The organism is Lysinibacillus sp. NPDC059133, from assembly GCF_042755925.1.
Classification (GTDB): Bacteria; Bacillota; Bacilli; order Bacillales_A; family Planococcaceae; genus Lysinibacillus.
Window position 1 is genome coordinate 56,340 of the sequence record NZ_JBHZDH010000018.1, and the last position, 15,528, is coordinate 71,867.

Sequence of the window (15,528 nt, forward strand, 5' to 3'; positions counted from 1 at the left end):
ACTAACATAATCTATTCTAACGAAAGATTCTGATAAAGTCTACACCTTGTCTTTTATTCATTTTTTATCTATTAATATGACGCTTTATTCTGTTTCGTGTACTAAAACAGAGTTTTATGAAAATCAGAATTCTCTATCTTTTCTATATTTTTGTGCATATTGTTGGTCTAATCGATAAATAAACGCAAAAACCTCGGCAACAGCTTCATACAATTCTTCTGGAATTGACTCATTTAAATCTAATTGTCCAAGTAATTGAACTAGGTTCGGATCCTCATAAATCGGGACATCGTGCTCATTTGCGCGTGCTAATATATTTTCTGCTATTTTCCCTTTCCCTTTTGCCACCACTGTTGGACTATCAAAACGTCCTAACTTATACGTGAGAGCGATAGCCTCTTTTCGAGTAATTTTTTCTTCACTCATACGCGGAAATCCACCCCACTATGTTCCTCCTCCTGTTCTACTACAGGGGTTTTTTCAGGTTTGGCTTTTTCAAATTGCTTTATAAAAACACCTGAAAGTTGATACTCTTTTTCAGCTAGGCCTACTTTTAACGCTGCTTTTAGTGGTTCTGCAAGCGGAATAATATCATTATTTTCATTAAATACTGTCACAGAAACGACACGGTTTTGAACTTGCATATCAATTACCGTTTCTTGCATAGATTCCATTTGTAAATAAAATAATATACGGGCGTAATTGGCATCAATTTTACCATCTTCCTTCATGCGTCCATTCCATTGTAGTGTTGCATCCATTTTCTTGCCGAAGAATTCTAATGGCACTTGCATTATAAGTTGATGCTGATGGCCATTCTCCCCTGATGCTAGTTGCATGCCGTTCATACGTGCCATTAACATTTCGGCAGCTTCCTTCAGTTGCGGAGTAATATTTGTTTCCTGCAATAATGTATGAAGCTGAGGTTTTAATTGATGTGCAATCTGCTGTAAATCCGCTGACTTATTACTAAGTGTCGCTTCATAGCTAACTCCTAGATTTTTTAATACCGTTTTAAGCGCATGTTCCATTGCTTTACTATCCATAGAATTTTGTACATGGGCATCTGCTTGCGTAACAATTTGCTGAATCATTGATTGGGGAGATTCAACACTATTTTTCATTAGATTCCGCATGAATGCTTCATTTTGTAGCGGAGTAGTAGCCTCATGCTTTAAAAGCGATAATAAATGGTCCTTCACTGAAAGAGCATTGGCGTCTTGTGTAAATAGTCGCTCCGAAGAATTTTCTACAAATGCTTTTAGAAGTTGTTCTTGCATCTGTTTTGCAAAAATTTCTAGCGTTTGTTTAGTTGCTGGTAGCTGATTAAATCGTTCGATAAGTTGATTGAATGATTGCTTTTGTTCATCTGTTAACAAGCTTTGATTCGCTGTCCATGATTTAAGCTGATCAATAAGATGATTGATATTGTCAGATTTTGTCGATAAAATTGTTTGAATAACTTCTCCAGCCTGTTGAAACTGATTTGACTGTATAGACTTTACATCGCTAAGGCTGGACCAATTTTGCAAAGTAGCCTGTTGAGGTAGTATCCCTGCCTCTTTTAAGCTATTCATAGCTTGAATCTTTTCACTCATAGAAGCCGCATTATTCGTTAATATTTGTATAGACTTGGCCAGTACTAAACTACCTGTTTCTACTTCAAAAGGCTTTGCAATTGCCTGCACTTGTTGCATTAGATTTTGTTTAAGATTTTCTGGTAAAGCTATATCCTTCGTTAAAAGCTGTGTAAAGTTTTCCATTATAGAAATCATGCCGGCAGTTTTTTGTCCACTAATAAGAGCTTGAAAAACATCATTTGTCATTGGCATTTTAAACTCCACCATTTTTTGAATGGCTTGCAGGGCATCCATTTTAGTTACGCCCTCTGGTAATGCTTTTAACCACATTTCTGCCTGCATCAGTTGCTCTTTTGAAATCGGTAGCTGCGCTTTCATAAAATGAGCTAGAAGCTGCTGTGTTTCAGCTGTTTTAGGCAAATTCATTGATTCAAGTAACTGATTAATTTGTTGACTTTGGGTAGCCGTTTGCTCCATAGGACCCGTAACAACTTTTAGTTCTGTTTGTGGGCTTGTACCGGTTACTTGAAAGAAATGAGCATCACCTGCTTTTAGTGGCACTTCGAGTTTAGCAATAAACTTTTGTTGACCAACCTGTATTTCTGCCATTTGGTCTGGATATAATTGTTTGATTGTTCCTTGAAATACTTGTCCTTGTTTTAAAGTAAGTGGCTGATTAGCTGAGGTTAAGGCAGCTTGTTGCATTTGAATCGGATTAAAAGATGTGGCTGTCATATACGTACTCCTTTCATCAATTACTCCTCGGCGTAATTGCTTCCATTTTTTTTTGGCTCATCGCTATAGCATGGGGTTGATTTCCGCTCCGACTGGACGCTTTCCTAGGGGGCGTCCGATGAGCCCCAAGGAGTCGCCCAGTCTCCGCTCCAATCAACTTATGCACATGATCGTTTTAGCAAATATCATTCCTAACTTTTGGTGATGTGCCTTTTATTTTTTGTATGCTATTATGTTTTCAAAATGACATCCGCCGGAGCATTAACTTATTTCAGCGGATGTTTGCACAATAAATATTTGTAGCTGTCGCTTTGCTTTCGCTACATAAAACAATTGTAGCTGCCGCTTTGCTTTCGCTACATAAAACAATTGTAGCTACCGCTTTGCTTTCGCTACATAAAACATTTGTAGCTGTCGTTTTGCTTTCGCTACATAAAACATTTGTAGCTGCCGCTTTGCTTTCGCTACATAAAACAATTGCTGAAACAAGTTAAAGCATTGACTTTATCGGCTCAAATGATTTGCGATGATGAATAGTCGGACCGTGTTCTTCAAGTGCTATTAAATGCTGCTTTGTTCCATATCCCGCATGCTGAGCAAAACCATACATAGGGAATTCCTCATCCAATTGATCCATATAATCATCTCGAGCCGTTTTAGCCAATATCGATGCTGCTGCAATAGCAAGGCTTTTCGCATCCCCTTTAATGATTGAATCCTGCGGAATAGAGATTGGCAGCGTCATAGCATCTACTAGTACATAATCAGGTTTCATAGATAACGATTCTACACTTGTCTTCATCGATTGCTTCGTCGCTTCGTAAATATTTAACTCATCGATTTGTTGCGCTGATTGGAAATGGATAAAATAACATAATGCATGCTCTTTTACTAAAGCAGCATAAGCATTGCGTTTATCTTTTGATAATTGCTTTGAATCATTTAATCCGACTAGCGCTTCACAGTTTGCAGGTAAAATAACAGCAGCTGTTACTACTGGCCCTGCTAACGGTCCACGCCCTGCTTCATCTATCCCTGCAATGAGTGCCCCTATCCCTCCATAGCTTCGGTCAAAATCGACTTTCGCTTGATGTTCCTTTACTAGTTGTTGTTTTTTCTCCTGACGCTTTTCCCAACTTTGCCAAGCTTTTTGCACTCCCGCTCGTTCGTCGGTTGCTACAGTGGTCATCCATTCCTGCCATTCCTCCGCTTCTTTCAATGCTGCTGTAATCTCTTTAATTGTTTTCATATTACTTACTCCCTTTTGGTTCTACATCAACAGTTCGTAGCCAATGTTTGCGTTCTAATATATCTTTGCAAATTGCTTTTGAGCATTCTACTCAAATTATTGACGAAGCCGATCAGTTTTTGTCTTAGTGAATAGAGGACCGTCTCGTAAAATATGTATTCCTTTTTTCAATAGACAACTATACAATCTAATAAATTTCTCGCTCTATATCATTTATCGGCAAGAAGAAGTATTCCTAAAAGAAAAACTGCCATGCTCACAACCTTCTCAAGTGAGTATGACAGTTTTTTTCTTATTACTGCTGTGCTTCCTTTTCAAGCTGTTCGTTAACAAAGTCAAATGTTAGTTTACCTAATTGTAATCCTCGAATATCTCGAACAATTAGTTGAGCTACTTGATCATAATCAATTTCTCCTCCGGGACCAAAAACACGTCGAAGTTTCCCAATATGATCAAAGGTTTCAACTAAATCTTCATGTATAAACTGGAAGCCATAGCGTTCTTCCATTCTTGCCGGATAATGAACGGATAAAAAGCGTAGGCCATATACGGCTAAATCCTCCATATTCGTTATAGTATCCTTTATGGCACCTGTTAAGGCTAATTTATAGCCTACTTCTTGATCTTCAAATTTCGGCCATAAAATACCTGGCGTATCGAGTAATTCAAGCTCCTTCGCAACCTTTATCCATTGCTGAGCCTTAGTTACCCCTGGAGTATTCCCTGTTTTTGCTATATTTTTCTTTGCTAGGCGATTAATTAGCGTCGATTTCCCTACGTTCGGAATTCCGACAATCATTGCACGAATGGCTCTTGGCTTCATCCCACGTGACTTCATACGCTCAAATTTTTCTTTTAATATTTCTTGAGCAGCCTTTGTAACCTGTTGTAATCCTTTGCCTTCAAGAGAATTGATGGCTACTGCCTTATGACCCCTTTGCGCAAAGTATTCAACCCATTTACGTGTTTCCTGCTCATCCGCCATATCTGATTTATTTAAAATAAGAAGACGTGGTTTTTGATTAATCACTTCGTCTATCATTGGATTTCGGGAAGATAGAGGCAAACGTGCATCTATTAATTCAAATATAATATCAACGAGCTTTAATTTTTCTGTTACTTCTCTGCGGGCCTTTGCCATATGCCCTGGAAACCATTGTATAGCCATATCTATACCTCCTAAACTAAAAGAAAAAGGGAGTGTTTGTCCTCCCTTTCAAGAATTACTTTACAATTTTAATATCACTAAACGGCCAGAAAATCAGACTTGTATTACCAATAATCTCTTTCTGATCGACAAGTCCAATATGACGACTGTCCTTACTGTATCGACGATTATCTCCCATAACGAAAACATAACCTTTTGGAATTCCATCTTTTAAATTTACATCAATGTCGTTTAACGTAAAATCCTCTGTTAAAGTACCTTCTGTAATTTTTGATTTGTAGGCATCTAAATAAGGCTCGTCTATCGGTTCACCGTTAATGTATAATTGATCATTTTTATATTCCAAAGTATCTCCCGGTAGCCCAATAACACGTTTAATATAGTTCTTCTTTTCAGGAGCATGGAATACAACAATATCAAAGCGTTTTGGTTCACCTATTTTATAACCAATTTTATTCACAATCATACGGTCGCCATCTTCAAGGGTTGGCATCATGGACTCTCCATCTACTGCAATAGGTGTAAATAAAAAATAACGAATAATCGCTGCAATCGCAAATGCAATTAGAAGTGCCTTCGTCCATTCCCATAGTTCATTCTTTTCTTTAACCTGTTTTTCCATCGAGAATTGCCCCCTTGTCTATCCTCATTTTAGTTGATAGCTATTTAAGATGACAAGCAAAAAGAAAAGGAGCTTGTTGCACAAGCCCCTCACTTTTAAGTCATAATTATCGAATTTCTTTAATACGAGCAGCTTTACCACGTAGGTTACGTAGGTAGTAAAGTTTAGCACGACGTACTTTACCACGACGTACAACTTCTAAGTTAGCGATTTTTGGCGTGTGTACAGGGAATGTACGTTCAACACCTACACCATAAGAAATTTTACGAACTGTGAAAGTTTCGCTAATACCGCCACCACGACGTTTAATTACTACACCTTCGTATACTTGGACACGTTCACGAGTACCCTCTACTACTTTCACGTGTACCTTAACAGTATCACCAGGACGGAAAGTTGGTAGATCAGTGCGAAGCTGATCTTTAGTAATTTCTGTAATAATGTTTGACATTGTTTTCTCTCCTTAGACAGATGCTCTTGCACGCAATCTATGCCACAGCGGAACACCGTAATTCAGTACTCCACATAGAAGTACAGAATAGATGTTATCATAAATATAGATAGCAATCAAGCATCTTTATTATTGTTTTTAAGTTTTTCTACATACAATTTTTGTTTATCTGTTAACGGATAATTTTCGAGTAAATCTGGACGACGCTCGAATGTTCTTTTAAAAGATTCTTCCTCACGCCATTGCTCAATCTTTGCATGATTGCCCGATAGTAAAATATCAGGTACTTTCATTCCGCGAAATTCAGCAGGTCGTGTATAATGTGGGTGCTCTAAAAGACCTGTTGAGAACGAATCCTGTATGTGGGAATCCTCTTGTCCTAAAACCCCCGGCAGAAGACGTACAACGCTATCTATAACCGTCATAGCCCCTAGCTCTCCACCAGTTAAGACGAAATCTCCAATTGAAATCTCGTCTGTGACAAGATGCTGACGAATGCGTTCATCATAGCCTTCGTAATGACCACATAAAAATACTAGTTCTTGTTCTTGCGCTAGCTCTTCTGCCTTTTTTTGAGTAAAACGCTCACCTTGTGGACACATCAAAATGATACGAGGATTTCTTCCTTCAGTAATGGCCTCGACAGCGCTAAACATCGGCTCTGGTTTTAACACCATTCCCGCACCACCACCATACGGATAATCGTCTACTTGATTATGCTTGTTACCCGAATATTCACGGATATCAGTTACTTCTAGCTTTACAGCATCTTTTTCTTGTGCTTTTTTTAATATTGATGCACCAAAGACACCTGTAAACATATCAGGAAATAAACTTAACACATGAATATTCATCATAGCAGGCCTTCCATTACGTATATCACAATTTTCTTCTCATCAATATTAATTTCCTTAACAATGTCTTCGATATACGGGATGTAATGCTCTTTTTTAGCGCCTTTGACTACCCATACATCATTTGCACCTGTTTGAAGAATGTCGGTCACTGCTCCGATTGTTTCGCCTTCTTCAGAAACAACTGAACAGCCAATTATATCATGGTAGAAATATTCATTTTCCTCTAATAAATTATCTGACAATTGATCCTTCGTAATTTTAAGCATGCCTTCTTTGAAAGGCTCCACAAAATTGATGTTATACATTCCTTCAAAAGTTAATAAAATAAAGTTCTTATGACGACGCATTGATTCAATTGTTACCCATGTTGGCTTTTTATCGTCTTTTTTAAACGCTGCAAGCTTATTTCCTACTGCGAAGCGCTCTTCCTCAAAATCTGTTGTTGATAATATACGCACCTCACCACGAATACCATGCGTATTGACAATACGACCTACATTAAACCATTCCATTCAAATCTCACCTCGTATCAATTTCGCCTTGACGTAATTGTTACAGATAAACAATGCGTCCCGATTTTGAATGTGCTAGCACAAATCAAAATCCATGACATCCGCCAGAGGCTTTAAACCAACGTATGTTTTTCACCTTACCACCTTTAGAGATGGGCGTATTCTATAACTGCCGTTTTACTTTCATCACAAAACATTTTTTTGCGACCGTTTCGCTTTCGCACAGTACACAATTGCTAAACATGCCTATCCCCGTCAAGCTACTAGCTAGCCAGAATAAAAGTAACCTTCTCTCACTTTCACCTAAAGTAGCAGATTAACTTTTGGCGGACGATGTTATAGCTAAGAAGAAGTTGACCAGTCTCCCTTAATGTCATTATGTTCAATTACCTCTCAAAGTAATGATGATAATGAAAAAAGGAAGGAACCGGCAAGCTCCTTCCTTTGTAGTCCAGATTTTCCGCTTTACCTCAAGGCCACTTCAAATTCCTAAGCGCATGTAAACATACCGATCAGGACTCTCCAGTGCTTGTTGCATGTAAAAGAGCGTTAAAATCTTTTCTATCAATCCAATATATCGACGTAGGTCTTTTTTTGATGGTGACTACCCGCCGCTGAATAAACAATTGTACGAATCGCTTTCGCTACTCGCCCTTGCTTGCCTATGACTTTCCCTCTATCCTCTGGATGAACAAAAAGTTTATAAACAATTCGATTTGCATTTTCATCCGTCTCTATACGAACTTCTTCTGGATAATCGACTAACGGTAAAACGATTGCTTCAATCAGCTGCTTCAAAAAAGTCGCCCCCGATTATTTACTGAATTTTTGGTTATGGAATTTTTCCATGATACCTTGTTCTGAGAACAAGTTACGCACTGTATCTGATGGTTTCGCACCGTCAGTTAACCATTTAAGAGCTTTCTCTTCATCGATGTTTACAGTAGCTGGTTGAGTTAGTGGGTTGTAAGTACCAACTGTTTCGATTTGACGACCGTCACGTGGTGAACGAGCGTCTGCAACTACGATACGATAGAAAGGAGATTTTTTAGCTCCCATACGTTTTAAGCGAATTTTAACTGCCATTTTAATAGCACCTCCGAATAAGTTTCACACAAGATAGTATATTATCAATGTTTAGGTTGTTTGTAAAGTGTTTTTTCTTAACACCTATAAATTATTATTTAAACAATGAATCGAAGCCTGGTAGTTTCATCTTTTTCTTGCCTTTGCCACTTGCCATGCCTGTCATTTGCTTCATCATTTTTTTCATTTCATCAAATTGCTTTATTAAACGATTTACCTCTTGAATCGATGTCCCTGAACCCTTCGCTATACGCTTTTTACGGCTACCGTTAATAATTTCTGGATTCGTCTTTTCAGCAGGTGTCATCGAATAAATAATCGCTTCTACGCGGCCCATTTGCTTATCATCAACTTTAACATTGTCTAAGCCTTTGATTTTGCCGGCACCTGGTAACATTTTTAAAATTTCGTCAAGTGGCCCCATTTTCTTTACTTGCTGCAATTGCTCAACAAAATCATCAAATGTAAAGCTTTGGGTTTTAAATTTTTCCTCTAGTTCTTTAGCCTTTGCTTCGTCAACATTTGCCTGAGCCTTTTCAATAAGCGATAAAACGTCACCCATACCTAATATACGAGATGCCATACGCTCTGGATGGAAAGGTTCTAGCGCATCCAGCTTCTCACCCATACCGACAAATTTAATCGGCTTCTGTGTAACGGAACGAATTGATAGCGCCGCACCACCACGTGTATCACCATCAAGCTTTGTTAAAACAACTCCTGTAATACCGACTGCTTCATTAAAGCTTTCTGCCACGTTGACAGCATCTTGACCTGTCATAGCATCTACAACTAGGAATACTTCATCTGGCTCTTTTAACGCACGAATATCTTTTAATTCTTGCATTAATTCTTCATCGATATGCAAGCGACCAGCTGTATCGATAATAACGACATCATGATGTTCTTCTTTTGCCAATTCAATTGCCTGACGTGCAATTTCTACTGGAGATACATCGGTTCCTAACGCAAAAACAGGTAGGGATAACTGCTTTCCTAATGTTTGTAACTGCTGAACAGCCGCTGGACGGTAAACGTCAGCAGCAACTAGTAATGGCTTACGATTATATTTTTTACGTAACACATTTGCCAATTTACCTGTAGTTGTCGTTTTACCTGCACCTTGTAAACCGACCATCATAATAACAGTTGGTGGCTTTGTATTAAATTTAATTGGGCTTTGCTCGCCACCCATTAATTCTGTTAATTCTTCTTGTACGATTTTAATAACTTGCTGACCTGGTGTTAAGCTTTGCATAACATCTACACCGACAGCACGTTCACTGACCTTTTTAACGAATTCTTTGACTACTTTTAAGTTAACATCCGCCTCGATTAAAGCAAATCGGACTTCGCGCATCATTTCTTTAACGTCTTGTTCCGATACTTTACCTTTACCTTTAATCTTTTGGATCGTTCCTTGGAGTCGTTCCGCTAATCCTTCAAAAGCCATTGCTTTCGCCTCCTAATCCCATTCTTTCAACTGTTCTATAAGCGTTAGCTGCTCTTCAACTGTCATACTTTGTTCTGTCATCCCTGTTGTTAGCTGCGCAAGCATTTGTGTACGTTGTTGAAATTTTTCAAGTAAACATAGTTTTTCTTCATATTCTTCAAGCATCGCTTCTGTTCGACGAATATTATCATAAACAGCTTGGCGTGAAACTCCATACGATTCAGCGATCTCTCCAAGTGAGTGATCATCTAAATAATAGAGCTCCATATAACTTCGTTGCTTATCTGTTAATAATGCTTGATAAAAGTCGAAGAGAAAGTTCATGCGTGTTGTTTTTTCAAGTAGCATCGAATGTTTCTCCTCCCGTTATTAGTCATTTGTATCATAACGAAAAGCGCCCGTCTGTGTCAAGGTAATCTCCTTGTCTAAAAGCTTTAATTAACTGCTTTTTAGGCGTTTTTCACCTATAGCTAGTATTTCCCTTTTAAACAATGCGATTCACCTGCACAGACGAGCGCAATTACAAATTTACTTACTTAAATGTTAATCCTCGAACCATCACCAAGCGTGTGGTTGATTTCCGTTCCGACTGGGCGCTTTGTAGCTGCTGTCGCTTCGCTTTCGCACAGAGCAAAGCTTCCTGGGGGCGTCCGATGAGCCGCTTGGGCCAACACGATGTTGGTCACGAAGGCGTTATCACAGGATGTGATGCTCTTAGCCTTCGTTCCTCTACTTGCTCGCTCCAGGGTCTCGGGCCAACAGATGTTTTTTGCGCGAAAGCGTAGTGCTAACGTAGCGGCAGCAGCACCGATGTTGGTCACGAAGGCGTTATCACAGGACGTGATGGTTTTAGCCTTCGTTCCCCTATCGCTAATCCCCAAGGAGTCGCCCAGCCTCCACTCCAATCAACTTATTTACATAGTATACGTTTTAACAAAAGTCATCCACATCGGTGATGAACCTAGTCCTCACTATTTTGTAGTTCTTTATCTAAACCATCAGCAAATAAGCCATACACATAACGCTCTGCATCAAATGGTTGTAAATCATCCATTTTTTCGCCAAGACCAACAAACTTCACAGAAATGTGTAATTTATTACGAATAGCAAGAACAATACCACCTTTTGCAGTGCCGTCAAGCTTTGTTAAAACGATCCCTGTTACATTTGTAGCTTCCTTAAATGTTTGTGCTTGAACAAGTGCATTTTGACCTGTTGTTGCATCTAAAGCTAATAGTACTTCATGCGGAGCATTCGGTACCTCTCGAGAGATTACTCGATGAACTTTTTCAAGTTCATTCATTAAGTTTACTTTGTTTTGTAGGCGCCCTGCTGTATCACAAATTAACACATCTGCATTACGGTTTTTCGCCGCACGAATTGCATCATACATAACTGCTGCTGGATCTGAGCCTTCCGATTGTTTAATCACTTCACAGCCTACGCGGTCTCCCCAAACTTGTAATTGATCGATGGCACCAGCACGGAAAGTATCACCTGCCGCTAAAACAACCGTTTTACCTTGTGATTTTAAACGATGGGCAAGTTTACCGATTGTCGTCGTTTTCCCAACACCGTTTACCCCGACGAATAGAATTACAGTAAGCTCACCTTTAGGTTGCATATTAAGCTCGATTAAATCCGCTTCTCCTTGCTCATAAATTTCCACAAGTTTTTCAGAAATAAGCGTTTGAATACCGTTTGTATCTTTTATATTTTTACGCTGAACCTCAAAGCGTAATTTGTCCATTAGCTCCATTACTGTTTCAAAGCCAACGTCTGCCTGTAATAATAAGTCTTCTAATTCTTCAAAGAAATCTTCGTCCACTTTTCGATAACGAGCAACTAGATCGTTTACTTTAGAAGTAAATGAATTACGCGTTTTTTCAAGACCAGCCTTGAACTTTTGTGTAATAGACCATGCAGAAGGTTTTTTCTCCCCTACTGGTTCTTCTACTATCGCGACCTCTTGCACTTCTTGTTGCTCTAGTTGCTCTTGTTGCTCTTGTTGCTCTTGATCTTCTATTTCTTCAGGAATTTCTGTTTCAATTGAGGTTTCCGTTACAGAAACTTCCTCAACTTTTTCCATTTCATCTACAGTTGCTTCAATTTGAGTAGGCTCTGTTGCTTCGTCTTGCTTCTGTTCAGCAGCTTCTTCTTCATTGATTGCTACTACTTTTTCTTCCTCGGTGGGGTTGCCTGTCAATTTATCTTTTAAACGTTTAAAAAAACTCATGCTTGTTCGCTCCTTTGCTCCGCAAGTACGGGTTCATCTTCTAATTTTACTGATACAAGTTTAGACACGCCAGATTCCTGCATTGTAATACCATACAACACATCCGCTCCCTCCATCGTTCCTTTACGATGTGTGATCACAATAAATTGCGTATTAAGGCTAAATTTCTTCAAATATTGGCTATAACGAACGACATTTGCCTCATCTAAAGCCGCCTCTACCTCATCGAGAATACAGAATGGTACAGGTCGTATATTTAGGATGGAGAATAATAAAGCGATTGCCGTTAGTGCACGTTCCCCACCTGAAAGCAAGCTTAGATTTTGTAATTTTTTCCCTGGTGGTTGAGCTACAATTTCTATACCTGTTTCTAGCAGGTTTTGAGGGTCCAATAATACTAAATCTGCCTGACCTCCACCAAACAATTCACGGAATACACGTTTAAATTGCTCTCGAATGGCATAGAATGTTTCACTAAATCGTAGCGTCATTTCTTCATCCATTTCTTTAATAGCCTCATGTAATGTTTCCTGCGCAGCAAGTAAATCCTCGCGTTGCTCTGTTAAAAATGAATGGCGTTCAAGTACCCGATCGTATTCCTCGATGGCGCTCAAATTAACAGGACCTAGCTCTTCTATAGATTTCTTCAGTAATTTCACTCGACGTCGCATATGCTCTTCATCTTCAATTGCAAGGGCTAACTCTTCAGCTTCCTCAAATGTTAGCTGATAATTCTCTTCTAGCTGTTCATTGAAATTATTGACCTCGAATTCTACGCGACTTCGCTTCAATTCATTTGCACGTATCGCCTCAAGGTAGCCTTTATGTGTACGTTGCAATTCCTTCAGCTGTTCTTCTAAAGTAGTAAGCTCTTGTTGTTGTGCTACTTTTTCATCTTTTTTCTGTGAAATAGTATCCTGCAGCGAATCTCTTCGCGCTTTCCACGTAGTAACCTGCTCATCCACTTCTTCATCGCTTAAAAGTTTTGTCGATTCATCAGATTGAAGCCAAATTATTTCCTGAGAAATATTGTCGACTTTTTGACGAGCTTTGTTTAATTGTAGGGCTAACTCTGCTGTAGCAATTTGCACTTGTGACATTTGCTCCTGCATTACCGCTAACTGCGAGCGTTTTTCTGCTGACTGCTCACGGAGTATATCTTTCTCCGATTCACTTTGTAACTTCACCTTACTTAGTTGTTCCACTGTTTCATTTATCTCTAACAGCTCTGTTGCTAGTGCCGTTAAACGCTCCGTTGCCGCTTCCTTCTGAGCTAATAATGCCTCTTCACGAGTTTTTACATCTTGTGTTTCATTAGAAGCAAAAGATACTCGTGCAGATAAGCTTTTCTCGACTACTTCTAGCTCACGAATACGACTTGCTTGCTGCATTTCTTCTTTTCGTAGTTGTTCACCGTCAAGTTTCAATTGCTCTACTTTGTCTCGTAATACTGCAAGCTTCTCTTTTTCATCCGAAACAGCCTGTTCAGCACTATAAATAGATGCTTCCAACGATTCTAGCTTTACTATTAAACCATCTAATTCCGCTTTTCTTGTAAAAAGTGAAGATTGCTGCTTCGTTGCACCACCTGTTAATGAACCGCCTGCATTGACGATATCACCATCAAGTGTTACAACACGATATCTAAACCCACATAATCGAGCAATTTGACTTGCACCTTCTAAACTTGATGCAACGATGACATTGCCCAGGAGGTTCTCGACAATTGTACGGTTCTCTTCACCGAACGTTACAAGTGCATCAGCCATTTGAACAAACGCTGGGTGCTCAGTGGCTAGCTGAATCATAGATAGATTGATTTTCCGTGACTTGATAACTGTTTTCGGTAAAAATGTTGCGCGTCCAGCTCTCTTTTGTTTTAACCAATGAATCGCCTGTTGCGCATATCGTTCATCGGTTGTCACAATATGCTGAGAGGCTGCCCCTAATGCCGTTTCAACAGCCCGGGAATATTTCCCATCCACTTGAATTAATTCAGCAACGGCTCCTTCAATCCCAGCTAATTCACCTTTATCACGCGCTAATAATACTTCTTTTACTCCATGGAAAAACCCAGAGAAATCAGCTTCTAGTTCAGCAAGCGTATCTTTTCTAGCCTTAAGTTGCTGCTGATGCTGATAAGCTTTATAAAGCATATCCTGCTTTTCATTAAATGATGCATTCACGTTCTTAAGCTGTATTTGCAATGCTTCATATTGCTCAAGACTTTCCTGTAATTCGTTTGTTGTTGTAGCATAAGCAACAACTAGCTTCTCTTTTTCCGCTAGAATTTGCGCAAGCTCTTGCCCGATTTCATCCGTTTGGCCTGACATTCGTGTCGCCATCGCTTTTTGCTGCACTAATTGTTGTTCAATATTTTTTAATTCATTTTTTACTGTTGCTTCTTCGTTTAAGGAGTCGATATATCGGTTTTTTTGTTCTTCTATTTCTTGTTCAATCTCAGAAACAGAGCGATTTAAAGATTGCTCTAATTGCTTAATACTTTGTTTCAGCTCTGATACCTCTTGCTGTTTTTCAGTGAACAATTCTTTTTTCTCTTGCTCTTGAGCTACAAGAGTCTCAACCTCATCTTTTGCTTCTTGTAATGCGGTATTCAATTGAAGTAGTTGATTAGAAGCATTTTGTCGCTTTTCAGCCATTAACGCTTTACGACCATCCCAACGCTCTACCTCCATCGTTGCATTAACAAACTCAGCCTGAGTAGTATCTAAATAGTCATCTAGCTCTTTTAAAAGCTTACGAATACTAACAGTTTGCTTTTCTATTGAAGAAATATGATGAGCTTGTTTTTGCTCTGTTTCATAAAGCTCTGTGTACTCAGTTTTTAGAGCATACAAAGATTGTGCACAATTTTTTAAATCGTGCACAAGGATGGCGATATCAAAATCCTTTAACTCTGTTGACATTTGCACATAATCTCTTGCACTTGATGCCTGAATTTCTAACGGTTCCAGACGACTATCTAACTCATGTAAAATATCTAAAACACGATACAAATTTTCATCTGTTTCAACAAGCTTATGCTCTGCCTTTTTCTTTCTTAGTTTATACTTTAACACGCCAGCTGCCTCTTCAAAAATTGAACGGCGATCATCAGGTCGGCTATTTAAAATTTCATCGACACGGCCTTGTGAAATAATGGAGAAGGCCTCTTTCCCAAGTCCCGAGTCCATAAACAAGTCCGTAATATCCTTCAGGCGACACTGCTGGTTATTAAGTAAATATTCACTATCACCTGAACGGTATACGCGTCTTGTTACGCTGACTTCTGTATATGAAAAAGCAAGCTGTTCATCTGTGTTATCTAATACTAGTGTTACCTCTGCAAAGTTTAGTGGCTTACGCGAGTCACTCCCAGCAAAAATAACATCTTCCATCTTTGCCCCACGTAACGACTTTGCCGATTGCTCCCCAAGTACCCAACGAATGGCATCAATGACATTACTTTTCCCACTGCCATTTGGTCCAACCACTGCTGTAACACCGGGTACAAAATCAATTCCAATGCGCTCCGCAAAAGATTTAAAGCCAATCACTTCGAGTCGTTTTAGGAACATC

At 39.1% G+C, this 15,528-nt stretch carries 14 protein-coding genes; all 14 read right to left on the bottom strand.

The annotated features are described in order from the left end of the window. Window positions 1-123 precede the first annotated feature (123 nt). The gene (locus tag ACFXN8_RS12060; protein WP_376069095.1) at window positions 124-426 is read right to left on the bottom strand and encodes an EscU/YscU/HrcU family type III secretion system export apparatus switch protein; all 303 of its coding nucleotides are present in this window, start codon (window positions 424-426) and stop codon (window positions 124-126) included. Continuing rightward, a complete protein-coding gene (locus ACFXN8_RS12065) occupies window positions 423-2,315 on the bottom strand; it encodes a hypothetical protein (protein WP_386845310.1) in 1,893 nt (630 codons plus the stop codon). The genes ACFXN8_RS12060 and ACFXN8_RS12065 overlap by 4 nt, the downstream gene beginning before the upstream one ends. Before the next feature lie 490 nt (window positions 2,316-2,805). Further along, window positions 2,806-3,564 (bottom strand): ribonuclease HII, encoded by a 759-nt coding sequence (locus ACFXN8_RS12070; RefSeq protein ID WP_376069087.1) that lies wholly within the window; start codon window positions 3,562-3,564, stop codon window positions 2,806-2,808. A gap of 295 nt (window positions 3,565-3,859) precedes the next feature. Beyond that, window positions 3,860-4,732 (bottom strand): ribosome biogenesis GTPase YlqF, encoded by an 873-nt coding sequence (ylqF, locus tag ACFXN8_RS12075; protein WP_376069085.1) that lies wholly within the window; start codon window positions 4,730-4,732, stop codon window positions 3,860-3,862. Window positions 4,733-4,787: 55 nt separating this feature from the next. Continuing rightward, the gene (lepB, locus tag ACFXN8_RS12080) at window positions 4,788-5,354 is read right to left on the bottom strand and encodes a signal peptidase I (RefSeq protein ID WP_376069082.1); all 567 of its coding nucleotides are present in this window, start codon (window positions 5,352-5,354) and stop codon (window positions 4,788-4,790) included. A gap of 106 nt (window positions 5,355-5,460) precedes the next feature. Next, window positions 5,461-5,805, bottom strand: a complete 345-nt coding sequence (gene rplS, locus ACFXN8_RS12085) for a 50S ribosomal protein L19 (RefSeq protein WP_376069080.1) — start codon at window positions 5,803-5,805, stop codon at window positions 5,461-5,463. A 116-nt stretch (window positions 5,806-5,921) separates the two neighbouring features. Next, window positions 5,922-6,659 (bottom strand): tRNA (guanosine(37)-N1)-methyltransferase TrmD, encoded by a 738-nt coding sequence (gene trmD, locus ACFXN8_RS12090; RefSeq protein ID WP_376069998.1) that lies wholly within the window; start codon window positions 6,657-6,659, stop codon window positions 5,922-5,924. Continuing rightward, window positions 6,659-7,174, bottom strand: coding sequence for a ribosome maturation factor RimM (rimM, locus tag ACFXN8_RS12095; RefSeq protein ID WP_376069078.1), 516 nt, complete (start codon window positions 7,172-7,174; stop codon window positions 6,659-6,661). The genes trmD and rimM overlap by 1 nt, the downstream gene beginning before the upstream one ends. A gap of 564 nt (window positions 7,175-7,738) precedes the next feature. Further along, complete coding sequence (locus ACFXN8_RS12100; RefSeq protein ID WP_004269410.1) at window positions 7,739-7,972, bottom strand: KH domain-containing protein; 234 nt, start codon at window positions 7,970-7,972, stop codon at window positions 7,739-7,741. A gap of 15 nt (window positions 7,973-7,987) precedes the next feature. After that, window positions 7,988-8,260 (bottom strand): 30S ribosomal protein S16, encoded by a 273-nt coding sequence (rpsP, locus tag ACFXN8_RS12105; protein WP_010858419.1) that lies wholly within the window; start codon window positions 8,258-8,260, stop codon window positions 7,988-7,990. A 94-nt stretch (window positions 8,261-8,354) separates the two neighbouring features. Next, on the bottom strand, window positions 8,355-9,713 hold the full coding sequence (gene ffh / locus ACFXN8_RS12110) for a signal recognition particle protein (protein ID WP_386845314.1): 1,359 nt from the start codon (window positions 9,711-9,713) through the stop codon (window positions 8,355-8,357). A gap of 12 nt (window positions 9,714-9,725) precedes the next feature. Then, a complete protein-coding gene (locus tag ACFXN8_RS12115; RefSeq protein WP_386845316.1) occupies window positions 9,726-10,061 on the bottom strand; it encodes a putative DNA-binding protein in 336 nt (111 codons plus the stop codon). A 613-nt stretch (window positions 10,062-10,674) separates the two neighbouring features. Beyond that, window positions 10,675-11,949, bottom strand: a complete 1,275-nt coding sequence (gene ftsY / locus ACFXN8_RS12120; protein ID WP_386845318.1) for a signal recognition particle-docking protein FtsY — start codon at window positions 11,947-11,949, stop codon at window positions 10,675-10,677. Then, window positions 11,946-15,527, bottom strand: a complete 3,582-nt coding sequence (gene smc, locus ACFXN8_RS12125; RefSeq protein ID WP_386845320.1) for a chromosome segregation protein SMC — start codon at window positions 15,525-15,527, stop codon at window positions 11,946-11,948. The genes ftsY and smc overlap by 4 nt, the downstream gene beginning before the upstream one ends. Window position 15,528 lies beyond the last annotated feature (1 nt).